General features: G+C 68.1%; 20 protein-coding genes and 2 tRNA genes. 11 read left to right on the top strand and 11 right to left on the bottom strand.

All coding sequences use genetic code 11. From position 1 onward, the window contains the following. The first annotated feature begins 46 nt into the window (after positions 1-46). From C6P64_RS10365 to C6P64_RS10350, 4 genes are all read left to right on the top strand, one after another. A complete protein-coding gene (locus C6P64_RS10365; protein WP_105748490.1) occupies positions 47-1,024 on the top strand; it encodes a tetratricopeptide repeat protein in 978 nt (325 codons plus the stop codon). A gap of 25 nt (positions 1,025-1,049) precedes the next feature. After that, the gene (locus C6P64_RS10360) at positions 1,050-1,451 is read left to right on the top strand and encodes a YkgJ family cysteine cluster protein (protein WP_105748489.1); all 402 of its coding nucleotides are present in this window, start codon (positions 1,050-1,052) and stop codon (positions 1,449-1,451) included. A 75-nt stretch (positions 1,452-1,526) separates the two neighbouring features. Next, positions 1,527-1,602: transfer RNA gene (locus C6P64_RS10355), tRNA-Phe, on the top strand. Positions 1,603-1,956: 354 nt separating this feature from the next. Then, a complete protein-coding gene (locus tag C6P64_RS10350) occupies positions 1,957-2,856 on the top strand; it encodes an alpha/beta fold hydrolase (RefSeq protein ID WP_211296830.1) in 900 nt (299 codons plus the stop codon). A 26-nt stretch (positions 2,857-2,882) separates the two neighbouring features. Here the strand turns inward: C6P64_RS10350 and C6P64_RS10345 are convergent, their stop codons facing one another. Beyond that, positions 2,883-3,908: an AraC family transcriptional regulator gene (locus C6P64_RS10345; RefSeq protein ID WP_105748487.1), complete on the bottom strand. Its 1,026-nt coding sequence runs from the start codon at positions 3,906-3,908 to the stop codon at positions 2,883-2,885. 146 nt (positions 3,909-4,054) lie between these two features. On the opposite strand from C6P64_RS10345, the gene C6P64_RS17950 reads away from it, so the two are divergent. Continuing rightward, a complete protein-coding gene (locus C6P64_RS17950) occupies positions 4,055-4,285 on the top strand; it encodes a hypothetical protein (RefSeq protein ID WP_170073078.1) in 231 nt (76 codons plus the stop codon). Positions 4,286-4,492: 207 nt separating this feature from the next. Beyond that, positions 4,493-5,155, top strand: coding sequence for an HAD hydrolase-like protein (locus tag C6P64_RS10335; protein ID WP_211296829.1), 663 nt, complete (start codon positions 4,493-4,495; stop codon positions 5,153-5,155). Positions 5,156-5,227: 72 nt separating this feature from the next. On the opposite strand, the gene C6P64_RS10330 is transcribed toward C6P64_RS10335, so the two are convergent. From C6P64_RS10330 to C6P64_RS10320, 3 genes are all read right to left on the bottom strand, one after another. Then, positions 5,228-6,103, bottom strand: coding sequence for an alpha/beta fold hydrolase (locus C6P64_RS10330; protein WP_105748484.1), 876 nt, complete (start codon positions 6,101-6,103; stop codon positions 5,228-5,230). Positions 6,104-6,175: 72 nt separating this feature from the next. Continuing rightward, the gene (locus C6P64_RS10325) at positions 6,176-8,362 is read right to left on the bottom strand and encodes a 3-hydroxybutyrate oligomer hydrolase family protein (protein ID WP_105748483.1); all 2,187 of its coding nucleotides are present in this window, start codon (positions 8,360-8,362) and stop codon (positions 6,176-6,178) included. A gap of 201 nt (positions 8,363-8,563) precedes the next feature. Continuing rightward, positions 8,564-10,090, bottom strand: a complete 1,527-nt coding sequence (locus C6P64_RS10320; protein WP_105748482.1) for a sigma-54 interaction domain-containing protein — start codon at positions 10,088-10,090, stop codon at positions 8,564-8,566. Positions 10,091-10,396: 306 nt separating this feature from the next. Here C6P64_RS10320 and gdhA point away from each other — a divergent pair, with 306 nt between their 5' ends. Then, positions 10,397-11,740 carry an NADP-specific glutamate dehydrogenase gene (gene gdhA, locus C6P64_RS10315; RefSeq protein WP_105748481.1) on the top strand — a complete coding sequence of 448 codons (1,344 nt, stop codon included), beginning with the start codon at positions 10,397-10,399 and terminating at the stop codon, positions 11,738-11,740. 83 nt (positions 11,741-11,823) lie between these two features. Here gdhA and codA read toward each other — a convergent pair whose 3' ends face one another. From codA to codB, 3 genes are read right to left on the bottom strand one after another with little or no spacing between them, the layout of a single operon-like run. Beyond that, positions 11,824-13,089 carry a cytosine deaminase gene (gene codA / locus C6P64_RS10310; RefSeq protein WP_105748480.1) on the bottom strand — a complete coding sequence of 422 codons (1,266 nt, stop codon included), beginning with the start codon at positions 13,087-13,089 and terminating at the stop codon, positions 11,824-11,826. After that, positions 13,086-14,330 carry a PucR family transcriptional regulator gene (locus C6P64_RS10305; protein WP_105748479.1) on the bottom strand — a complete coding sequence of 415 codons (1,245 nt, stop codon included), beginning with the start codon at positions 14,328-14,330 and terminating at the stop codon, positions 13,086-13,088. The genes codA and C6P64_RS10305 overlap by 4 nt, the downstream gene beginning before the upstream one ends. Next, positions 14,327-15,607 (bottom strand): cytosine permease, encoded by a 1,281-nt coding sequence (codB, locus tag C6P64_RS10300; protein ID WP_105748478.1) that lies wholly within the window; start codon positions 15,605-15,607, stop codon positions 14,327-14,329. Before codB ends, C6P64_RS10305 begins: the two co-directional genes overlap by 4 nt. A 369-nt stretch (positions 15,608-15,976) precedes the next feature. On the opposite strand from codB, the gene C6P64_RS10295 reads away from it, so the two are divergent. Next, a tRNA-Gly gene (locus C6P64_RS10295) sits at positions 15,977-16,052 on the top strand. A gap of 157 nt (positions 16,053-16,209) precedes the next feature. Next, positions 16,210-18,384, top strand: coding sequence for an FUSC family protein (locus tag C6P64_RS10290; protein WP_105748514.1), 2,175 nt, complete (start codon positions 16,210-16,212; stop codon positions 18,382-18,384). 12 nt (positions 18,385-18,396) lie between these two features. Here C6P64_RS10290 and modC read toward each other — a convergent pair whose 3' ends face one another. Genes modC through C6P64_RS18185 form a run of 3 tightly spaced genes read right to left on the bottom strand, consistent with a single transcriptional unit; the run spans position 18,397 to position 20,310 of the window. Next, positions 18,397-19,482: a molybdenum ABC transporter ATP-binding protein gene (modC, locus tag C6P64_RS10285; protein WP_105748477.1), complete on the bottom strand. Its 1,086-nt coding sequence runs from the start codon at positions 19,480-19,482 to the stop codon at positions 18,397-18,399. Continuing rightward, positions 19,479-20,162: a molybdate ABC transporter permease subunit gene (gene modB, locus C6P64_RS10280; RefSeq protein WP_105748476.1), complete on the bottom strand. Its 684-nt coding sequence runs from the start codon at positions 20,160-20,162 to the stop codon at positions 19,479-19,481. Before modB ends, modC begins: the two co-directional genes overlap by 4 nt. A gap of 1 nt (position 20,163) precedes the next feature. Further along, positions 20,164-20,310 carry a hypothetical protein gene (locus C6P64_RS18185; protein ID WP_170073077.1) on the bottom strand — a complete coding sequence of 49 codons (147 nt, stop codon included), beginning with the start codon at positions 20,308-20,310 and terminating at the stop codon, positions 20,164-20,166. Positions 20,311-20,399: 89 nt separating this feature from the next. On the opposite strand from C6P64_RS18185, the gene gph reads away from it, so the two are divergent. Together gph and C6P64_RS10270 are read left to right on the top strand one after the other, a co-directional pair. Continuing rightward, positions 20,400-21,095, top strand: a complete 696-nt coding sequence (gph, locus tag C6P64_RS10275; protein ID WP_105748513.1) for a phosphoglycolate phosphatase — start codon at positions 20,400-20,402, stop codon at positions 21,093-21,095. A gap of 87 nt (positions 21,096-21,182) precedes the next feature. Continuing rightward, on the top strand, positions 21,183-22,334 hold the full coding sequence (locus C6P64_RS10270; protein ID WP_211296828.1) for a glycerophosphodiester phosphodiesterase: 1,152 nt from the start codon (positions 21,183-21,185) through the stop codon (positions 22,332-22,334). 43 nt (positions 22,335-22,377) lie between these two features. Here the strand turns inward: C6P64_RS10270 and C6P64_RS10265 are convergent, their stop codons facing one another. Then, a complete protein-coding gene (locus C6P64_RS10265; RefSeq protein WP_105748512.1) occupies positions 22,378-23,286 on the bottom strand; it encodes a phosphoribosylaminoimidazolesuccinocarboxamide synthase in 909 nt (302 codons plus the stop codon). Positions 23,287-23,302: the final 16 nt, after the last annotated feature.

Raw genomic sequence — 23,302 nt, 5'->3', positions numbered from 1 at the left:
TTGCCGAGCGGTCGCCGGCCCATCCACTCCACTCAAGCGCCAACCCATGATCGACGTCAACCTTGTCAATTTCGAAGCCGAAGTCATCGAAGCCTCGTTCCGCCTGCCGGTGCTGCTCGACATCTGGGCCGAATGGTGCGGCCCCTGCAAGCAGCTCGGGCCGCGGCTCGAGCAGCTCGAGGCCGAGCTGGGCGGCCGCTTCGTGCTGGCCAAGCTCGACGCCGACAAGACGCCCGAGATCGCCGGCCAGCTGTCGCAGATGTTCGGCGTGCGCAGCATCCCGTTCTGCGTGCTGTTCAAGGACGGCCAGCCGGTCGATGGCTTCGTCGGCGCGTTGCCGAACGAGCAGCTGCAAGCCTTCCTGGCCAAGCATCTGGGCGCAGGGGAGCCGCAGCCCGAGGGCGAAGCTGAAGTCGAAGTCCAGCCGGATGCGGAGCCGGGCCATGCCGCCGATGCCCGTTCGCCGCAGGAGCAGCTGGCCGATGCACTGGCGCAGAACCCGGGCAACGACGACCTGCGCTTCGACTACGTCAAGCTGCTGATCGGCAGCGGCCAGCTGGCCGAGGCCGCCGCCGCGCTGGCACCCGCGATGGGCCAGATCCCGCTGCAGCTGCGCTTCGAGGCGCTGCAGCAATGGCTCAACGCGCTCGAGTTCGTCAGCAACGACCCGCGCGGCCGCTGGAGCTTCGTGCAGTTCGACGAGGCGATCTCGGCCAACAAGCGCGACTTCGACAGCCGCTTCGCCAAGAGCCGGCTGCTGATTGCCCAGGGCGACTGGCAGGCCGCGATGGAGGAGCTGCTCGAGATCATCATGCGTGACAAGAAATGGGCCGACGAGGCACCGCGCAAGACTTATGTCGCGCTGCTCGAGCTGCTGACCCCGCCCAAGCCCAAGGCTGATGCCACCGCGGCAGGCAAGAGCGCCGGTGGCATCGAGGTCGCGGCCCCGGTCGTGCAGCAGCAGGACCCGCAGGCCGAGCTGGTCGCGCGCTACCGCCGCAAGCTCAGCATGGCGCTGAACTGAGGCCCGACCGGATTCCTGTCATCCCGTGAAGTCTTCGATCCAATTCGTCGATGTCGATCGACTCGAGACCTGGACCCGCTACCGCAGCGGCCTGTGCCAGGATTGCGTCGCCAACTGCTGCACCATGCCGGTCGAGGTCAAGTTGCCGGACCTGGTGCGGCTCGGGCTGGTCGACCCCTTCGAGGCCGAGCACGAGGAGCCCAAGCAGATCGCCAAGCGCCTGAGCAAGGCTGGTCTGATCGAGCATTTCAACTTCCGCCACAGCATCTTCACGCTCGCGCGCCGGGCCAGCGGGGATTGCCATTTCCTCGATGCCAAGACCCGCCTGTGCACCGTCTACGAGCAGCGCCCCGGCACCTGCCGCCTGCACCCGCAGGTCGGCCCCAGGCCCAACCACTGCCCGTACAGCCCGCGCGCCAAGCGCTGATGATCCCGATGGCAGCGGTGAAAATCGGCCTGCCGCTGCGAAACGGCCCTGCACTTATGTCATAATAGAAGACTTGGCCCGGTAGCTCAGTTGGTAGAGCAGCGGATTGAAAATCCGCGTGTCGATGGTTCGATTCCGTCCCAGGCCACCAGATAAAGCCCGTAGTTGCATTCGTGACTACGGGCTTTTGCTTTTCTGCGGGCGTCGTTGCAAACGATATCCTGGCTGCTCGCAGCACCGAGCAGGCTGCTGCGCCTGTCCCCTTGCGCGGCCGCGACTACTCCAGGCTCGGTCTGGTTGACCTGCACCCCGCCAGTCCTGCCACCCAGCCACAGGGATGGCGACGGAACGCCGTCTGCAGGTCCTGCCGCAATCCAGCGTTCGCCCTGCGCCCCGCCACGGAAGATGTCGTGCGAAGTCAATACATCGGCGTCCGCGGTCATGGTCGCGGCAGGCTGGCTACGGCAAAGTTTGGGCATCGACTGACTGCACAGGAAAGTGACCCATGAATGCCTCATCCAGACTCCTGCTTGGTGCCTCCATGGCGGCCAGCCTCTCGCTGGCAGCTCCGGCAGCTGCAACTACGCTTCCCGAAACGAACACCCGCTTCCTGGCCGTCGGTGAAGGTCGCATCGCTTACGACGACACGGGTGGCAGTGGCCGGCTGCTGCTTGCCATTCCCGGCATGGGCGACCTGCGCTCGGAGTACCGCGCGCTGCGTCCGCTGCTGCTGCAGGCCGGCTACCGCATCGTCACCATGGACATTCGCGGGCATGGCGCAACGACCGCGCAATGGAATGACTATTCCGCCCATGCCGTCGGCCGCGACGCCCTGGCGCTGATCGAGCACCTGAACGCCGGCCCCGCCGTGATCCTGGGCAACTCGTTTGCCGCCGGATCTGCGCTGTGGGCGGCACATGATGCGCCGGCACAGGTGCGCGCCGTCGTGCTGCTGGGGCCCGTGGTCCGGGATGGCCAGCCGTCGTGGTTTGCCAGGACGGCCGTGGCGCTCGGCTTCGGCGGACCCTGGCGCGTGGCTTTCTGGCTGGCCTTCTGGAACAGCTTGTTCCCGGCACAGAAACCGTCTGATCATGCCGAGGCGAAAGCCGCGCTGGCCGCCAATCTGCGGGAGCCCGGCCGGATGGATGCCTTGCGCACCATGATCGGCCTGTCGAAGGCCGACACGGCCGCCATCGTGGCGCGCAGCCGGGTACCGGCGCTGGTGGTGATGGGTACGCGCGATCCCGATTTTCCCGACCCCGTCGCCGAGGCCCGCTGGCTGGGCGAGGCCCTGGGCACCGAGCCACTGATCGTCGCGGGTGCCGGGCATTACCCGCACCTGGAGATGCCGCAGCGCGTGGCTCCGACCCTGCTGGATTTTCTGGCGCGCCTTGGAGCGGCGTGATGGCAGGGCTGGCTTGTTGCCGCCGTTCAGTGCCGCATGCGCCGCGCGGCGGCTGGCGTGGTGCCGGTCCAGCGCTTGAAGGCGCGGTGGAAGGCGCTGGGGTCGGAAAAGCCCAGCAGATAGGCCACTTCCCCCAGTGCCAGGCGTTCATCGGCCATGTAGCGCCGGGCCAGCTCATGCCGCACTTCGTCCACCAGGTCGGCGAAGCTTGTGTCCTGGCTTGCGAGGCGACGCTGCAGGCTGCGCTCGCTCAGGTTCAGCTGCCCGGCCACGGTCCGCAACGAGATCATCCCATGGGCCATGCCTTCGGCCAGCTGTCGTCGCACCTGCATCGCGAGGTTCTCTGGCTGCCGGTCGCAGGCTGCGAGCAGTTGCTCGGCATGGGCGGTGACGATGCGCGACAGGGCCGGATCGGCAGCGGGTACCGGCCGGTCCAGCAGTTCGCTTGCCAGCACCACGCAGGACACCGGGGCCTGGAAGCTGGGTACCACGCCAAAGATCCTGCGGTAGCTGTCGACTTCATCCCGTGCGGCATGCCGGAACTCCACTGCCTGCGCTGGTACGGGCTCGCCGCCGAGCTGGGACGCGACCACGACCAGCGAGGCCAGCGTGAACTCCGCTGCCGGCGGACATGGCTGCATGCCTGCGGCCTCGAAGCGGTGCTCGATGCGCGTGACCTCGCCCAGCGGGATGATCTCGAAGCTCGCGAGGTCGTGCAGGAGTCGGTTGTAGCGCGCCAGCCGTTGCAGTGCCGTGCGCAGATCGGGGGCCGTTCGCACTGCGTAGTCCAGCACATCGAACTCTCCCGGGCGGATCAGGCTGGCGGCGAGCAGTCCGAAAGACGGCTTGCCGGTCAGTTCAACCGCCCGCGTCCACAAGCGCTCTTCCACCGCCAGCGGCATGCGTGCCTCGGCATCGTCCAGCCAGGCGGGGTCGAAGCCGGTGCCGGACATCAGTTGTCCTGCGTCCATGCCCAGCCCGCTGGCGCGCTGCAGGATCAGCGCGCCAATGCGGGCGGAAACCGTCGGGATTGAGGAGCGAGTGAACGTCATCGGTGCATGGGCATTTGCCGGAACAAGGACTCGAAGACCACATTTTCCTTCGCGTTCATCCCGGCATCCTGCCCGGATCGCTACGGGTTTTGCAGCGGCTCCTGATCCTTGCAGGCCAAGCGCTTGATCCTTGCGTTGCGTCAGACTTGAAGATTGTCATCATGTCAATCAAAAAACCTTGGGAACCCTTGTACCGTCCCCTTCACGCGGCGATGGCGCGTATGCTCCATGCTTTGCCGATCGGGTCGACCCTGGTCATGGATTACCGCCTGGACGAGTCGCGTCTGTCGCCGATCGAGCGGGCGATGATGCAGTTCACGGCGCATGTCATGGCGGCCGGCAGAGCTCAATGCGCGCTACTTCGCCAGACGCCGTGACGGGCTGCAGATTGCCGGTGGCGGCTTCCGCTATCTCTGCGCCTGCAAGCCGCGCTGAGGAAGGCCGAGCCACCTCGATGTCAAACCACTTGGAGCCCATAGATTCCGATGCAAGCGCCAGCCATCCAGCAAGCTGTCCATGCAGGCCGTGACGTGAACTGCGTTCCTGCTTCATCGCAGAACGGGGTCGCTGGCTACGACCTGGTCATGTTCGATCTGGACGGCACGCTGGCCGATTCTTTGGACTTCTTCCTCGGCGTGCACCATCTCCTGTCGGCCAAGTACCATTTCCGGCCGATCGCGCCGCACGAGGTCGAGCAGCTGCGGCAGCGCTCAGCGCGCGAAATCATGACCCATGTCGGGTTGCCCGGGTGGAAGCTGCCCTGGGTGGTGCGGGATTTCGTGCGCCTGATGCGGCGGCAAGGGCAGCAGGTGGGTTTGTTTGCCGGTATCGCGCAGGTGCTGCGCTACCTCCATGAGCAGGGCGTCCAGCTGGCTGTCGTCAGTTCCAACTCGGTCGAGAACTGCCAGCGCATTCTCGGCGCAGACCTTTGTCGCCTGATGGCAGGCATGGACGGTGGCGCTTCGCTGTTCGGCAAGCGGCGTCGGATCAATCGCATGCTGAGCCGGCTGGGCGTTCGACCGAGCCAGGCGATCTATGTCGGCGACCAGCTGAGCGATGCGGAGGCGGCGCGGGCCGCGGGTGTCGCGTTTGGTGCCGTGTCCTGGGGCTATGCGGCGCCGCAAGCCCTGGCGCGGGCTTTTCCCGACACGACGTTCGAAACCGTCGACGCGCTGCGGGGATTGGCCGACCTGCGTCGTCGCAGTCCAGGCTTGCCGCCCACTGCGGCCGGGACTCGCACGGCCTGAGCAGCCAGTCCCTGCTCCCTGGATGGCGACCTTGCCCATGCGCCTGGCCAGGTCGGCGCCAGCGGTACCGATTCAGCCCTGTGTTTCGCAGCGGCGCAGGAAGCCTTCCACCAGTTCCCATTGCGCCGGCACGTTCAGCGCCGGCGCGTGGCCGCAACCGGGGATCTCCACCACCTGCAGCAGGCCGCGCGCGCCCGGGCCGCGCTGGCGCATGGCCTCGATCACCGCGGGTTCGACCAGGTCGGAATCCGCGCCGCGCAGGCACAGCACCGGGATGTCCAGCGCGTCGTAATGCGACCAGATCAGGTAGTCCTGCTGGTGCTGGGTGAACTGCTGCACCATGGCCGGGTCGTAGTGCGGCGTCACCCGGCCGTCGGGCAGGCGGCGGGTCGAGGTCTCGGTCAGCAGCCGCCACTGGGCGTCGCTGAGCCAGCCATAGGGCTGGTACACCCGGCGGAAAAACGCCTCCAGTTCCAGCATGGTGTCGAATGCCGGCGGCTGGCCCGCATAGGCCTTGATGCGCTCGAGGGCGGCATCGGCCAGCTGGGGCGCATTGTCATTGAGCAGCAGGCTGGTGATGCGTCCCTTGAGCCGCGGCTCGAACAGGCCCGAGGCGCACACGGTGCCAATCGCACCGCCCATCGAGGTGCCGACCCAGTGGGCGCGCTCGATGCCCAGCTGGTCGAACAGCTCCGCCGCCAGGCGGGCATAGAACGCCAGGCAGTAGTCGCTGTGCGGCGCGCGCGACCATTGGCTCAGGCCCCGGCCCAGGGTGTCCGGGCAGATCACCCGGTAGTGCGGCGCCAGCTGCTGTGCCAGCGCGTCCATGTCGCGGCCGGTGCGCGCCAGGCCATGCCATGCCATCACCACCGGTGCATCCGCCGCGCCCCATTCGGTGACGTGGATCTCGTAACCCGCACAGCGGACATAACGTGATGATGAGTGCATGGTGTCAAGCCTGTGGATGAAGTCGCGGATGTCCGGCGCCTGCAGCAGCAGGCGCCGTTCGCGATCCGGCGCTCAGTTGGGAACGCTGATCGAAGTGCCGGCAAAGCCGATCTGGTTGCCCGCCGCGGGCGCCGCCACGAACGGCGGCACGTTGGCTGCCGTGAGGGCGGGCGCTGCACCCGGCAAGCCGCCGCGCGGCGTGGTGCGCACCACCTGGCTGGGTGGCAGGGCGCTGCCGGACTTCAGGTGGGCCATCATCGCATCCATGGCCTGGTTGAAGTAGGGATGCAGCGGCACGAAGCGGGTGTCAAACCCGCTGAACGGCAGGAAGCCGTCGAAATGCTGGCCGTTCGTGACCTCGATGTAGCGCAGCTGGCTGGCGGCGCCTTCGACCACCCGGTTGTAGGCCGCATAGGCGCGCGAGTTGTTGTTGACCGGAATCAGCGCATCGCTGCGGCCGCTGACGATGATGGCGGGCTTGCCGCGCAGGTTGCCGTTGAGCAGTACCTCGGCGATGCCTGCGCGCACGGCGTCGCTCTGGGCCTTGCTGGGCTGGCTGCTGGCCGTCAGCGCCGCGCCGCTGACCGGATCGACCCCCGTCACCAGCGCGCGCTGGCACAGGGCGTTGTCCAGGCCGAAGTCGGCCACGCCGGTCGATGGCGAGACCGCGAACTGCCACGACTTGGCGCCGCCGACCGAGTCGTTGTAGACCACGGCCACCGGCGTGCCGTTGGAAGTGCCGTTGGCGGTGGCAAAGCTCTGTGCCAGCGCGGTCGGTGACACGGCGACCGGCACGCCGGTGGCATTCACCGCCGCGAAGCTGGTGTTGCAGACATTGGCATCGACGGCAAAGCGGCCATAGCTCACCGGGTACATGGCCGACAGGATGGGGCCGTTGCCCAGGGCGTAGTGGGCGTTGTGCATCTGGTCGCTGTCGCGACTCCAGCCATAGGCACGCAGCTTGTTCAGCGCGTCCTGGGCCCTGGCCGCGGTGTCGGCGCCGCTGACCAGGCCCTTGGCGGCCAGGCCATCGCAGCGTGCCGTAGCCCGCGCCGTCATGCCGGCCAGTCCGATGTAGTTGAAGATCGAGGCTTCGGTCAGCGCCGCGTCCGAGGCCAGCGCGGCACAGGGCTGGTAGAGGTTGCCGTAGGTCGTGAAGTCGGCCAGCGTCTTGCCATAAGCCGCAACGGCAACGCCGCCGAACTCGATCCCGTAGCCGCTGCTGGTCGGCATTTCGGTCACCGGCTCGGAGGCCACCACGCCGTCGATCAGGCCGCCGCGGTCCTGCTCGGCCGCACGCAGCGAGGCCGCGCCGCCGTTCGAGACCGAGCCCGCGATCACGATCGTGTTGTCGGGCCGGAATGGCACGGGATTGTCCGTCGTGCCGTAGCGCGCGTTCAGCACATACAGCGCATAGCGGCCGGCCGCCAGCGTGTCCTGGCCCCAGTCCTTCTCGGGGTTCATCTGCGAATGGGCATGCTTGATCGCCAGCCGGTTCGGGAACAGCGCGTTGTAGGCCGCGCGGGCCGCATCGCTGATGTTGGCGGCAAAGAAGCCCAGGCTGCCGGCGGCGGCGCGGCTGGCGCGGGTGCCGTCGACCTGGTGCACGCTGTCGTCCGTCAGGTCGTGGATGCCGACGCCCTTGCCGGCATCGGTCAGCGCCACGGCGCAGCCGTTCTTCAGGCCCCATTCGCCAGCCGTGCCGATCGCGCCATAGACGCCACGCGAGCCCGACGACGCGCCGAGGACCACGCAGGGGTTCGAGGGGTTGAAGCTGTCGGGCACCTGTACCGCGATCACGGTCTTCTTGCGGCCCGAGCCGTCATCGAGCACGGCCACATGCTCGCGTCCCGGAATCAGGCCTTCGTTGCTGGTGACGGCGCCCGCGGCGGTCACGTTGGGGCCGTACAGGCTGCCATAGCCGCCTGCGGCCGTGCCATCGAGGATGCCGCGGTAGTTGGAATACAGGGCGTTGCGGCGCAATTCGGCGGCCGTCGGCTTGGCGGGATCGGCGTAGGCGGGAGCGGTGACCAGGCCGAGCCCGGTCTTGCCGATGCCGCCGGTCAGCAGGTCCTGCGTCGCCGCGCTGTCCCCCTTGCCGACCGTGGTGGCGGGATAGGTCGTGGCGCTGACGGCCGTGATGCCCGCGGGCAACTCGTTGCGCGGATCGTCCGATCCGCCGCAGGCGGCCAGCACGGCGACAGTCAAGGTGCTCAGGGCCAGCTTCGTGGCCCGCTGGGGTTGCAGATGCGCTTTCATGATGTCTCCTCTTTTTTTCTACTGACACAAATGCCTGCCTGGGAGGCCATCTGCAGGGATCGTGCCAATGAACCCGGGCCATGCCTGGAGCAGGCTTTCCCTGGGGGACAAGGCTGGGTTCGGAGCTGCGACCGTGATTGCCGGTCTTGACTGTTCAATTTGCAGACGGTTGAGCTGTCTGGAATCCAGACAGCTGTCTGCTCATTTGTCAGGGTTTTCCAGGCGTGCGTACAGGGTGGCGCGCGAAATTCCGAGCTGGCGCGCGACGGCCTGCTTGTTGCCGCCATGGGCCTTGAGCGCGGCAGCAATCGCCCGCCGCTCCAGTGCCGCTACCTGTTCGGCCAGCGGGCGCAACAAGGCTGCTTCGCCCGCCGCCTCGGCCGGACGGCTGAGCGCCCCGTCGCCCGGCAAGGCATGGGTGGCCGGCGCGGTCGGTTCCAGCCCCGCCGCGCGCAGCACGCGCTCGATCTGCGCGGCATCGATGGCCCGCGACTCGCTGCCCAGCACCGCCTGTTCCAGCACATTGCGCAGCTCGCGGATATTGCCGCGCCAGGGCTGGGCCACCAGCAGGGCCAGCGCATCGGGCAGCAGTTCGGGCGGTGGCGTGCCGTTGCGCAGTCCCAGGTCCTCGGCCAGCATCTCGACCAGGGCCGGGATGTCGCTGCGCCTTGCGCGCAGCGGCGGCACGCGCAAGGGCAGCACATGCAGGCGGTAGAACAGGTCCTCGCGGAACTGGCCGTTCTGCACCATGGCCATCAGGTCGCGCGAGGTGGCGGCAACCAGGCGGGCATTGAACGGCACCAGCTGGTTCGAGCCCAGCGGCTCGATCTCGCCCTCCTGCAAGGCGCGCAGCAGCTTGGCCTGCAGGCTCAGCGGCATGTCGCCGATCTCGTCCAGGAACAAGGTGCCGCCATCGGCCAGCTTGAACTTGCCGTCGCGTCCCTTGCGGTCGGCGCCGGTATAGGCCCCGGGGGCCACGCCGAAGAACTCGGCTTCCAGCAGGGTGTCGGGCACGGCGGCAATGTTGACGCTGACGAACGGACCGTTGGCGCGCGCCGATGCGGCATGGATGGCATGGGCCAGCAGCTCCTTGCCGGTGCCGGTTTCGCCCAGCAGCAGCACCGGGCTGGCCGACTGGGCGGCACGGCGGGCCTGGCGCTTGACTTCGGTCGCGGCGGCGCTCGAGCCGACGAAGCTCGCGAAGGTGTACTTGGCCCGGCGCTCCCCGGCGCCGGCCAGCGAGCGGCCCCGCTGCAACGCCAGCTCGCGCCGGGCATCGTCCAGGTCGCGCTGCAGCAGGGCAAACTTGCCGATCAGGGGCTGCAGCGTGGTCTCGGGCTGGTCGAACAGCACGATGCCGATCGCGCCGATCACCCGCTGGGCCTCATCGCGCAAGGGGATGCGGCTGACCACGAAGGTACCGGCCCGGTTGTCCAGCAGGTCCACCAGCACCGGCTCGCCCGTCTCCAGCACGCGGCGCATCTGGGTGTTGGGAATCACTTCCTCCACCATCCGGCCCAGGAACTGGTCCAGCGAGGAAAAGCCCAGGTCGGGCAGGAAGCGCTGGTAGCCTTCGTTCACCCAGACGATGCAGCCCCTGTGGTCGACCAGGAACATGCCTTGGCTGACGCTGGATAACAGGTGGAACATCGAGCGGGCGGCCAGCTCCAGGATGCCCTCGGCGTTCAGGGGCAGCGCTGGGCTGTTGTCGTGCAAGGTGGTGAACATGACAACCATGTTAGCGCCCGCGGGCCTATCGCCACTGGTCGTCCTCACCTCGGTGCTCGCCGACCGGGTCTGGTGCTTGACCGGCAAGCCGGCGATCTGCCGGCCAAGCCGCTGAAAGAGGGCTGCCAGGCTCGGCTGGCGATACGGGGGCAATGCGTGCCACGCTGCCGTGCGGCACTTCATGCACCAAAGATGGATTATTTATGCACCATGAATGGGTATTTGTTCTTGTTTTGCGCTATTCGAGTGCGACCGCTGTGGGAAAATCCCCGGCTTGTTCAACTTGTGCACCCTAACGGAGCATCCATGACGACCGCCAGCCTTGCCCAGTTTCTCGCCACGGTCAATGACCGCAACCCCGGTCAGCCGGAATTCATGCAGGCCGTCACCGAGGTCATGGAAAGCCTCTGGCCCTTCATCGAGAAGCATCCCAGGTACGCCGAGCAGGCCCTGCTCGAGCGCCTGGTCGAGCCCGAGCGCATCGTCATGTTCCGCGTTTCCTGGGTCGACGACAAGGGCCAGGTGCGGGTCAACAAGGGCTATCGCATCCAGCACAGCATGGCCATCGGTCCCTACAAGGGCGGCCTGCGCTTCCATCCCTCGGTCAACCTGTCGGTGCTCAAGTTCCTGGCCTTCGAGCAGACCTTCAAGAACGCGCTGACCACGCTGCCGATGGGCGGTGGCAAGGGCGGCTCCGACTTCGATCCCAAGGGCAAGAGCGCCGGCGAGATCATGCGCTTCTGCCAGGCCTTCGTCTCCGAGCTGTTCCGCCATGTCGGACCCGACACCGACGTGCCGGCCGGCGACATCGGCGTTGGCGGTCGCGAGGTCGGCTACATGGCCGGCATGTACAAGAAGCTGGCCAACAGCGCTGCCAGCGTGTTCACCGGCAAGGGCCTGAGCTTCGGCGGCTCGCTGATCCGCCCCGAGGCCACCGGCTACGGCACGGTCTACTTCGCGCAGGAAATGCTCAAGACCCGCTGCAAGTCGTTTGACGGCCTGCGCGTCTCGGTCTCGGGTTCGGGCAACGTGGCCCAGTACGCGGTCGAGAAGGCCATGGCCCTGGGCGCCAAGGTCGTCACCGTGTCCGACTCGAGCGGCACCATCATCGACGAGGACGGCTTCACCCCCGAGAAGCTCGCGATCCTGATGGACGTCAAGAACCACCACTACGGCCGCGTCAGCGACTACGCCGCCCGCACCGGTGTCAGGTTCGAGGCTGGCGTGCGCCCCTGGCATGTGCCGGTCGACGTGGCCCTGCCTTGTGCAACGCAGAACGAGCTGGATGCCAACGACGCCAGGACCCTGATCGCCAACGGCGTGATCTGCGTCGCCGAGGGCGCCAACATGCCCTCGACCATCGAGGCGGCCAAGGCCTTCGAGGCGGCCGGCGTGCTGTACGCGCCGGGCAAGGCCTCGAATGCCGGCGGCGTTGCCACTTCCGGCCTGGAGATGAGCCAGAACGCGCTGCGCCTGTCCTGGGGCCGTGACGAGGTCGATGCCCGTCTGCTCGAGATCATGCGCAACATCCACGCCGCCTGCCTGAAGTATGGCAAGCGTGCCGACGGCAGCGTGAGCTACATCGACGGCGCCAACATTGCCGGCTTCGTCAAGGTGGCCGACGCGATGCTGGCCCAGGGCGTGATCTGAGCGCCAGCCGGACAGACCGCCTAACCGCCTGCGGGCGGTTTTTTTTCGCCTTCCGGCAGCCGGTGCGTGGCCCCGGGCTGGTCTCAGGCGCCGGCCTGCGGCCAGATCAGCTCTGACGGCGTCCTGCGCATGATCACCCGGCCATGCCGGATCGACAGCAGCGCCTGGCCCTGGGTGCGCAGCAGTTCGTAGTCGCTGTCGGCCGACAGCAGCACCAGGTTGGCGGGGCGGCCGATCTCGATCCCGTAGCCTTCGCCCAGGGCCAGCGCCCTGGCGCCATGGTCGGTCACGAAATCCAGCGCACGCTGCAAGTCCTCGTAGCCGAGCATGTGGCAGATATGCAGCCCGGCGTCGAGGATGCGCAGGATGTTGCCGTTGCCCAGCGGATACCAGGGGTCGACGATCGAGTCCTGCGCAAAGCACACGTTCAGGCCGGCGCGGTCGAGCTCGGGCACCCGGGTCAGGCCGCGGCGCTTGGGGTAGCTGTCGAAGCGCCCCTGCAGATGGATGCTCTCGGTCGGGCAGCTGATGAAGCTCAGTCCCGCCTGCTTGAGCAGCCGGAACAGCTTGTAGCAGTAGGCGTTGTCGTAGGAGCCCATCGCCGTGGTGTGGCTGGCCGTCACCCTGGCTCCCATGCCATGGACCCGGGTCAGCTCGGCCAGCACCTCGAGGAAGCGCGAGTTCGGGTCGTCGGTTTCGTCGCAATGCACGTCGACCAGGCAGTCGTGCCGTTCGGCCAGCTCCATCAGGAACTGCACCGACGACACGCCCTGGTCGCGCGTGTTCTCGAAATGCGGGATGCCGCCGACCACGTCGGCGCCGAGCGCGACCGCTTCGCGCATCAGCGCGCGGCCGTTGGCGAACGACTCGATGCCTTCCTGCGGGAAGGCGACGATTTGCAGGTCGACCAGGTCGCGCGCCTGCTCGCGCACTTCCAGCATGGCCTGCAGCGTGGCCAGTCCGGGTTCGGTCACGTCGACATGGGTGCGCACATGCTGGATGCCGTGCGCGGCCAGCATCCGGATGGTGCGGTGTGCCCGCGCCTGGGTGTCCTCCCGGGTCACCAGCGCCTTGCGTTCGGCCCAGCGTTCGATGCCTTCGAACAGGGTGCCGCTGAGGTTCCAGTGCGGCTCGCCGGCCGTCAGCGCGGCGTCGAGGTGGATATGGGGTTCGACCAGCGGCGGGATCACCAGCTTGCCGTCGGCGTCCAGCGTATCGCCGGCGAGCGCGGCGGCGGGAGCGGGCAAGGTTTCGGTCTGTGGCGTGATGGCGCTGATCAGGCCATCGGCCCATTCCAGGGTGAACAGGCCGGAGCGGCCGCGCAGACGGGCGTTGATGATGCGGTTCATGTGAAGCTCGTGGTGGGTGAGGAATGGCAGGACAGCCGCCAGATCATCAGCGCAACGGCGATGTTCAGGCGGTGCTGGGCGTCGTCCAGATCAAGGCCGGTCAGGGTCTTGATCTGTTGCAGGCGGTAGTTCAGGGTGTTGCGGTGCACGCCCAGGCCTTGGGCGGCAGCGACCAGGTTGCCGTTGGCCTGCATCCAGGCCTCCAGCGTCTGGGTCAGCGCGGCGTGGTGGCCCTGGTCGTGCTGCAGCAGAGGCCCCAGGGTGGTATTGACGAAGCGGTCGAGCAGGCTGCGGTCGGGAATCGCCACCAGCAGCTCCAGCACGCCCAGCTCCTCGAAGCAGCACAGGCCCAGTCGTTCCGGGAAGGAGCGGGCGGCCAGCAGTGCCTGGCGTGCCTGCCCCAGTCCGCGCGGCAGCTCGGCCGGCTGCTGGCAGCCACCACCCAGGCCGGCGAACACGCGCAGCCGACGGTCGCCGGCGTTGAGCTGGTGCAGCAGCCGCTCGGTGCTGGCGCGGTTGCGCGCCAGTGAACCGGGCTCGCCCGAGGGCAGCAGGGCGATCCATTGCTCGGCCTGGCTGATGACCGGCAGCGGCTGGCCCAGCGCATCGAGGCTGTGCGCCAGTGCCTGCAAGACCTCCTGCCGGAAGGATTGCAGCAGGGTTTCCGCCGCCTCGGGCGCCAGGGCGCGGAACAGCTCCGCCGTGCCGGCCAGTTGCACCACCAGCACCTGGCGCGGCTGGCTCAGGTCGATGCCCAGCCGGTCGGCCCGGTGGGCCAGCAGCTGGCCGTCAGCGATCGTGCCTTCTAGCAGCTGCTCGATCAGCTGCTGGCGTGAACTGCCGAGCAGCTGTGCCTGCACCAGGGCCGATCCTATGGCTTCGGTCACCCCGACCATGGGCAGCTCGTAGGGCTGTTCGATCAGGGGCAGGCCCAGCCGGTCGGCCTCGGCCAGCATATTCGGCGGGATCTGCTGGATGTAGAGCGGGCCGGTCAGGACCACCAGGCCGGCGCAGTCGCGCGCGTGCGCTTCGCGCACCAGCTGCAGCAGGTTCGCCTCGCTGCGCGGCTGGTTGATGCCGGTGACGAACACCAGTTCGCCGCCGAGCACCCAGGGCGCGATCGACTCGTTTTCTGCCACATAGGGCCAGCGGACCTGGCGGTTCTCGCCGGCCTGCCCGGCGCGCAGGCGCATGGCCTGCAGCCGGGGCAGCAGCAGCACATCGCGGATGCTCAGGCTCATGCGTCGACCGTGCCGAGTTGCTGGCGGCTGGCCCTGGCGCCGCGCAGTTCGTGCAGCAGCACATAGCTCAGCGCAGCCACCAGGATGCCGACCAGCGGCGCCACCCAGGGCGAGAAGTAGGCGCACAGGGCACCGAGGCCGTAGGCTCCCAGGCCGACCCAGTTGAAGCGCGGCAGCGCAGCGCTGCCGAGGCGCGGGTAACGCCGCTTGTGGCCATGGAAGAAATCGGCCACGATCACGCCGCCGATGGGCGGGATGATGGAGCCCAGCAGGATCAGGAACGGAATCAGCAGGTCCGACATGCCGCCAATCGCCAGCAGGGTACCGACAGCCGCACCGATCAGGGTGATGGCGCCGCGACGGTCCTTGCGGATCATGTTGCAGCCGGCGGCGGCAAAGTTGTAGATGGTGTTGTCCTGGGTGGTCCAGATGTTGAGGAACAGCATCACGACGGCGGCGACCGACAGGCCTTGCAGCACCATGACCTCGACGATGTCGGGCTGCTGGTAGACCATGGCACCATAGGCGCCGACCATGATCATCAGGCCGTTGCCAATGAAGAAGCCCACCAGGCTCGAGAGCACGGCGGTCTTGCCGTCGCGCGCGAAGCGGGTCCAGTTGGTGGCCTGGGTGGCGCCGCTGACAAAGGTGCCGAACACCAGGGTGATGGCCATGTTCCAGTCCATGCTCTCCTTGGGCTGGATGGCGAGCAGGCCCTCGAGGCCGCCGGCATCGCGCGTGGCCAGCCAGATCGACCACAGCAGCAGCGCCAGCATGGCCGGCACCGCCACCCGCGACAGCAGGTCCAGGCCCTTGTAGCCGATGAAGGCGGTCAGGCTGAAGCCCAGCCCGAACAGCACCATCAGCGGTACCGTCCAGCCCTGCGGCAACTCCAGCATCTTGACCAGCACCAGGGCGATGGTCGCGGTGCCCCAGGCATACCAGCCGATCTGGGTGAAGCCCAGCAGGAAGTCCGACAGCTTGCTGCCGGTCTCGCCGAAGCAGAAGCGGCCCATCAGGACCGAATTCAGGCCGCTGTGGCAGGCGATGTAGCCCAGCACCGCGGCGTACAGGCCGAGCAGCAGGTTGCCGGCGATGCTGGCCCAGATCAGGGTCTTGAAGTCGAAGGCCAGGCCCATCTTGCCGCCGGCAAACATGGTGGCAGTGAAGAAGGTGAAGCCGAACAGCAGGATCGATGTGGATAGCAGGCCCTTGCGGGCGCCGGCGGGCACTTCACTGAGTGGATAGTCGTGATCAAGGTCTGGGGCTTGGTTCATCGCTGAAACTCCGGTTGGTGGAATGCCTGAGACAGCGCAAGCCCCGTGCCATCCCGCAAGCCTTGTGGCACGCCGATCAGCTGTTCAGCCAGAACAAGCCAGATAGTGCAGTTTGCACAATAAGGCCGCTGGGCGAAAGATCCCTTGCACCATGCGCAGGCATGCAACTCAAGGTGCGCGTCACGCTGGTGCGGCATGGCTCAGATTCGTGCGAAGGAGGGCCATGGTTCAATCTGCACAATGACGGATCGGTCCAGCCGACAGCCCGGGCAGTGGTTCAGGAGCGTCCAGGGCCTGGCTCCGGTCCCGATGGGGCCGGACTTCATCGGCAGCGGTTTTTCTTCTGCTACAATCACGCCACCAAATTTCGCGGGATTAGCTCAGTTGGTAGAGCGATACCTTGCCAAGGTATAGGTCGAGAGTTCGAGTCTCTTATCCCGCTCCAAACTAGGCCCCAGTGGCCAAGCAAAAGCCCCTCCTGTTGCTGCAGGCGGGGCTTTTGCCTTGGGCGCCCCGAAAGGCAGCGTGTTCAGCCGTCACATTCCCGCCCGTCTGTGCGCTGTCTTACCATCGCAGCTAGCATGGACATGATCAGGCAAGCGATGACCCACCCGCGCCTGCGGGCCGCCGCACGGGTGTTGTTGAGTCCCTACTTTGCCAACGGGGCCATGGCCGCGCTCGGCCTGCTGCTGATTTCCGGCCTGGTCCGGCTCGGTCTCGGGCCGGAAGCGGCTGCCGCCGCTTCGGTCGGCGTGATCGTCTGCATTCCGCCCGACCAGGCCGCGCCCAGGCAAGGCAAGATCTGGCTGCTGCTGCCGTCTGCCTTGCTGGGCCTGCCCTTGTTCGCGGCGGTACAGGCGCTGCATACGGCGCCGCTCCAATTGGGCCTGCTGCTGGTCGCGGCCACCTTCCTGGCTTTCCTGGCCGGCGCCTGGGGCAAGCGCGGCCTGCCGATCGTGATGTCGCTGATGTTCGCCGCCCTGTTCTCGATGGCCATGCCCCGGCAGGCCAGCGAGGCCAGCGTGCTGTTCAACAGCGCCTGCTTCGCGCTCGGTGCTGGCGCCTACCTGGTCTGGGCCACCGTTGCCAATGCCTGGCTGAACCCGTTCTACCGGATGGCGATGCTGGCCAACACCCTGTTCTCGCTGGTGGCGCTGATGCGGCTGCAGGCCAGGCAGCTCCAGCCCCGGGACGAGCCGGCATCCGGCCAGCCGGTGATCGGTGCCGTGCTGCGCCAGCAAGCCCTGCTGGCCGACCAGTTGCAAGCGGCGCGCGACATCCTGCTCGAGTCGCCGCGCACCCCGCGCCGTCAGCAGCTGGTAGCCATGCTGTTGCTGGTCATGGAGCTGCGTGACCATCTGCTGGCTTGCGAGCTCGACCTCGATGCGATCCGGGCCCAGCCCGGATCTGCGTCCGCCCTGCCGCCGCTGTCCCGCGTCATGGAGGATTGCGCCAGCGCGACCGAGCAGGTGGCCGACGCCCTGCTGCGGGGCGATGTGCCGCCTGCCTTCCCGGAACTGGCTCAGCCGCTGGCACCCTGGCGCAAGACCGCTGTTCCCGGCCGCGAAGCCGCTGCCCTGCCGGCGGCGCTGACGCCCAGCCTGGCCAACCGGGTCGCCAACCTGAGCGACGATGTGCTGCGCCTGGTCGATCTCGGCCGTGGCCAGGCGGCACCTGACCTGGCGGCGGTCCGTACCGCCTGGCGGCTGTTCGTGAGTCCCACCGCCTGGAGCTGGCGGCCGCTGGCCTCGCTCTGGCGCTGGAATGCGCCCTCGCTGCGGCATGCGATCCGTGCCAGCCTGGCGCTGGGCTCGGCCTATGCCCTGGCGCAGGTCCTGCCCTGGGGCACGCATGATTACTGGATCCTGCTGACGATCGTGGTCGTGCTGCGCGGCAGCCTGGCCCAGACCCTGGAGCGGCGCAACCACCGGGTGCTGGGCACCTTGATCGGCTGCCTGCTGTCGGCCGCCCTGCTGTCGGCCCATCTGTCGGCCGGCCTGCTGTTGCTGGTCCTCACGCTGGCCCAGGCCTGTGCCCATGCCTTCGCGGCCAGGCGCTACCTGGTCACGGCGGTGGCGGCCACGGTGCTCGGCCTGGTCCAGGCCCATATGCTCAATGCCGGGACCTCGCCGGTGTTCGATGTCATCGAGCGCATGGCCGACACCCTGATCGGGGTCGGCTTTGCCTGGCTGTTCAGCTATTTCCTGCCGTCCTGGGAGCGCCATTCGCTGCCCTCGCTGCTGACCCGCACGCTGAAGGCGCAGGCCCGCCATGCCGAGGTCGCGCTCGGACTGGGCCAGCTGCAGGCGATAGACAACGCGCCCGAGATCGAATGGCGGCTGGCCCGCCGCGAGGCCCATGACAGCCTGTCCGCGCTGATGCAGGCGATCCAGCGCTCGCTGTCCGAGCCGCGCGCCGTCAGGCCACCGCTGGAGCCGCTGGAACGCTTGCTGGCCTACAGCTACCAGCTGCTGGCCCAGCTGACGGCGGTCAAGACCATGCTGCTCCAACACCGCGACCGGATCGACCTGCTGCCGCTGCAGCCGCCGCTGGCACAGGCGGTCGAGGCGATCGGGACCGTCCTGACCCAGCCCGGCGCGGCCAGCCCGGTCGAGGCGGCCTGGCCGCTGGCCGAGGTGCCATCCTTCGTGGCGCCGCTCGACGATGCCCTCGAGCCCTGGCTGCTCAGGCGGCTGCAGCTCGCGACCGCGGTGTCGGGCCGGGTCCGGGCCGAGGCCGACCGGGTCCTGTCGGCCCTGGGTCAGTCGCGCTCGTAGGGCTGCCCCGGCTTACTGCACCACCGCCACCGACTTCACCTGCACCCAGACGATGCTGCTCGGCTGCAGGTGCAGCAGCGCCTGGGCACGGCGGGTGATGCGCGCCAGCAGCACCGCCTCGCCGCAACGCACGCGCACCAGCACCTGCGAGGGGTGGCTGTCGGGGGCGATCGAGTCGATCCGTCCCGGCAGATGGTTCTGGATGCTGGTGTGATGCGGTTCGGTGGTGGTCAGGCTCACGTCGCGCGCCAGCACGCGCAGCCGCACCGATTGCCCGACCGGGATCTCGCGGTCGCGCACCCAGAGCTCGCCGCCCTCGAAGGCCACCCGCGCCAGTTGCCAGTCCTCATCGCGCTCGGCGATCCGGCCCTGCAGCAGCACGCCGGCATCCTCGCCGACCACGACCGGGCTCTGCAGCGAGGCCAGCACCTGCTGCACCGGTCCGACCGCGCGCACCTGGCCGCGCTCGAGCACCACCAGATGATCGGCCAGCCGCGCCAGCTCGTCGGGGGAATGGGTGACGTAGAGCATCGGGATGCTGAGCTCGTCGCGCAGCCGCTCGAGCCAGGGCATGATCTCGAGCCGGCGTGCCAGGTCGAGCGCGGCCATCGGTTCGTCGAGCAGCAGCACCCGGGGGGCCGTGGCCAGCGCCCGCGCGATCGCGACCCGCTGCCGCTCGCCGCCCGAGAGCTGGGCCGGCCGGCGCCGCAGCAGCTGGCCTATGCCCAGCAACTCGATCGCCGCCTGCAGCTGTTGCCGGCCTTGCGGCGCGCGCGCGCGCCTGACGCCGTAATCGAGGTTGCCCTGCACGTCCAGATGCTCGAACAGGCTGGCTTCCTGGAACACATAGCCGAGCGCGCGTCGGTGCGTCGGCAGGAACACACCGCTCGCGTCGTCCTGCCAGACCTCGCCGGCGACGGCGACATGGGCCTGCTGTGCCCGCTCCAGCCCGGCGACGCAGCGCAGCAGGCTGGTCTTGCCCGAGCCGGAGGCACCGAACAGCACCGTGATGCCCTGGCCGGGCAGCTGCAGGTCGACCTGCAGCGCGTAATCGGCGCGCGGCAGCGTGAGCCGCAGACGCAGGTCCCGGCCGCTCATGACAGCCCCTGGCCGCGCTGGCGCTTGAGCAGCGCCAGGCTCAGCAGCACCACGAAGGAGAACAGCACCATGGCGCCGGCCAGCCAGTGCGCCTGGGCGTATTCCATCGCCTCGACATGGCCGTAGAGCTGGGTCGACACCACCCGGGTCTGGCCCGGGATGTTGCCGCCTATCATCAGCACGACGCCGAACTCGCCGACCGTGTGCGCGAAGCTCAGGATCGCCGCCGTGACCAGTCCGGTCCTGGCCTGTGGCAGCGCCACCGTGAAGAAGGCGTCGAGCGGGCGCGCGCGCAAGGTGGCGGCGACCTCCATCGGGCGCTGGCCCTGGGCCTCGAAGGCATGCTGCAGCGGCTGTACCGCGAACGGCAGCGAGAAGATGACCGAGCCGATCAGCAGGCCCGTGAAGCTGAACGACAGCAGGCCCCAGCCCAGCGCCTGGGTCAGCTGGCCCAGGGGTCCCTGCGGGCCCATGGCCAGCAGCAGGTAGAAGCCCAGCACCGAGGGCGGCAGCACCAGCGGCAGCGTCACCAGCGCATTGATCGGGGCGCGCCAGCGCGAGCCGGTCCGCGCCAGCCACCAAGCCAGCGGCGTGGCGATCAGCAGCAGCAGCAGGGTGGTCAGCGTCGCGAGCCTGACCGTGAGCCAGATCGCCTGCAGGGCAGCCGGGTCGAAGGGCATGTCAGAACTCGCCGCCTTGGGCGCGGATGATGGCGCGTACCTTGTGGCCCTGCAGGTCGCGCCGCTGCGCCAGCACGGCCGGATGGTCCTGGCCCGGGGGCGGCAAGCGGCCTCCGGAGGCGCAGCAGGCAGCAAGGATTCGTTTCATGGAAAATCTGACTATCTGTCTGACGGATGGGGAAAGTGTAGTGCCTGCCCGGCCCGAGCGATCGCCAGCCACCGATGCACTGCCTGACCATGACAAGCTCCAGCCGCCTGCCCCTCGACCTGCTGTCCCCTCTTGCCTGCGGCCTCGACGCCGCCATCATCGACCTCGACGGCACCATGGTCGACACCCTGGGCGACTTCGTCGCCGTGCTGGGCCTGACGCTCGACGAGCTCGGCCTGCCGCGCGTGGACCGCGCCTTCGTCGAGCGCACCGTCGGCAAGGGCAGCGAGCACCTGATCCGCCAGACCCTGGCCGAGGTCGGTGGCGACCCGGCGTGCTACGAGCAGGCCTGGGCCGCCTACCAGCGCCATTACCTGGGCATCAACGGGGAATTCGCCGCGGTGTTCGACGGCGTGGCCGAGGGCCTGCAGGCGTTGCGCGATGCCGGCCTGCGCCTGGCCTGCCTGACCAACAAGCCGCTGGCCTTCGCCCGGCCGCTGCTGGCGGCCAAGGGGCTGGACGGCCATTTCGAGTTCGTCTTCGGCGGCGACTCGTTCGCGCGCAAGAAGCCCGATCCGCTGCCGCTGCTCGAGACCTGCCGCGCACTCGGCACCCTGCCGGCGCGCACGCTGATGGTCGGCGACTCGCGCAACGATGCCGAGGCGGCGCATGCGGCCGGCTGCCCGGTCGCGCTCGTGACCTATGGCTACAACCATGGCGAGCCGATCCGCGCCGTGCCGGCATCGGCCTACCTGGACCGGCTCGACCAGTGGCGCCAGGGCTGATTCACGCCATCTTCACCCGCTGATCACCGGGTTGTCACGGGGCCTTTCTAAGCTGGGTGGTTTTCTCCCTCCCACAGAAGAAGCTCCATGACTCAAGCTCCGATCCTCATGCCCACGACGCTGGCCCTGGCCGCCGTGCTCTCCCTGGCTGGCTGCAACGACAGCGAGGACAGCTACCTGCCGCCCACGCCGACGGTGATCGCGCACCGCGGGGCCTCGGCGCTGCGCCCCGAGCACACGCTGGCGGCCTACCAGAAGGCGATCGACGACGGCGCCGACATCATCGAGCCCGACCTGGTCATCACCAAGGATGGCGTGCTGGTCGACCGGCACGAGAACGCCCTGGCGATCGTCAACGCCGACGGCTCGATCAAGGAAGCCACCACCAACGTCGCCGAGCTGCCGCAGTTCGCCGCGCGCAAGGCGACCAAGGTCATCGACGGCAGCACCATCACCGGCTGGTTCACCGAAGACTTCACGCTGGCCGAACTCAAGACCCTGCGCGCGCGCGAGCGCATCCCGGCGATTCGTCCCGCCAACACCCAGTACAACGACCAGTTTGAGGTGCCGACGCTGCAGGAGGTCATCGACCTGGCCAAGGCCCAGTCCGCCGCCAAGGGCCGCGTGATCGCGATCGAGCCGGAGACCAAGCACCCGACCTATTTCAAGTCGATCGGCCTGCCGCTGGAAAAGCCGCTGCTGGCCACGCTCGAGAAGAACGGCTGGAACCACCGTGGCGCCCCGGTGTTCGTGCAGTCCTTCGAGGTCGGCAACCTGAAGGAGATCAGCAAGCTCAGCACGGTCCGCCTGGCCCAGCTGATCAACGGCAGCGGTCGTCCCTACGATTTCGTGGCCGAGGGCCCGTCCAACACCCGAACCTATGCCGACATGGTGACCCCGGCCGGCCTGAAGGAAATCGCGACCTACGCCTATGCCGTGGGTCCGTACAAGGAGTGGATCATTCCCTTCGTGCGCGTCAACGGCGTGGCGACCGAGCTCGGCGCACCGACCAGCTTCGTCAAGGACGCGCATGCCGCCGGCCTCGTGGTCCACACCTGGACCCTGCGCCCGGAAAACAGCTTCCTGCCGGCCAGCCTCAAGGGTGCGCCGACCAGCGATGCCAGCGCGCGCGGCAACAGCATCGCCGAAATCCAGGCCTACCTGAAGACCGGCATCGACGGCTTCTTCACCGACGATCCGGCCGTCGGCCGCGCCGCGGTGAACGGCTTCAAGCCCTGAGGCCGCTCAGGCTGGCGGCCACCCGGGCCGCCGCCAGCACGGTTCAACCCAGCACGCGCTGCAGCGCTTCCTGGTACTTGGCGGCGGTCTGGGTGATGACTTCCTGCGGCAGGCGCGGCGCCGGCGCGGTCTTGTTCCAGGGCTGGCCGTTGACGGTCGCGGTCTCGAGCCAGTCGCGCAGGAACTGCTTGTCGAAGCTCGGCGGGTTGCTGCCTTCGGCATAGCTGTCGGCCGGCCAGTAGCGCGAGCTGTCCGGGGTCAGCACCTCGTCCATCAGCACCAGGGTGCCGTCGGCATCGAGGCCGAACTCGAACTTGGTGTCGGCGATGATGATGCCCTTGGTCAGCGCGAATTCGGCCGCGGCCTGGTAGAGCCGGATCGCGGTGTCGCGGATCTGCGCGGCCAGCTCGGGGCCGATCATCTCGACCGTCTTCTCGAAGGTGATGTTCTCGTCATGCTCGCCGATCTCGGCCTTGGCGGCCGGGGTGTAGATCGGCTCGGGCAGCTTGGAGGCGTTCTTCAGTCCCTCGGGCAGAGGCACGCCGCAGACGCTGCGACTGTCCTGGTATTCCTTCCAGCCGCTGCCGGCCAGGTAGCCGCGCACCACGGCCTCGACCGGGATCGGCTTCAGGCGCTTGACCAGCATCGAGCGGCCGGCGACCTGGGGCTTTTCCTCGTCGCTGACCACGCTGGTCGGGTCCTCGCCGGTCAGGTGGATCGGGCAGATGTTCTGTCCCTTCGGGCCCAGCAGGTCGAACCAGAACAGGCTGAGCTTGGTCAGCAGCTCGCCCTTGCCGGGAATCGGCTCGCCCATGATGACGTCGAAGGCGCTGATGCGGTCGGAAGCGACCATCAGGATGCGGTCGTCGCCCACGGCGTAGTTGTCGCGCACCTTGCCGCGTGCGAGCAAGGGCAGGGACTTGAGGGCAGAGGTGTGGAGTGCGTGGGTCATGGACAGGAAGGCCTGG

This window comes from Malikia granosa, assembly GCF_002980595.1.
Classification (GTDB): domain Bacteria; phylum Pseudomonadota; class Gammaproteobacteria; order Burkholderiales; family Burkholderiaceae_C; genus Malikia; species Malikia granosa.
The sequence above is the reverse complement of the archived record's forward strand: the minus strand, read 5'-3'. Positions and strand labels throughout refer to the sequence as shown.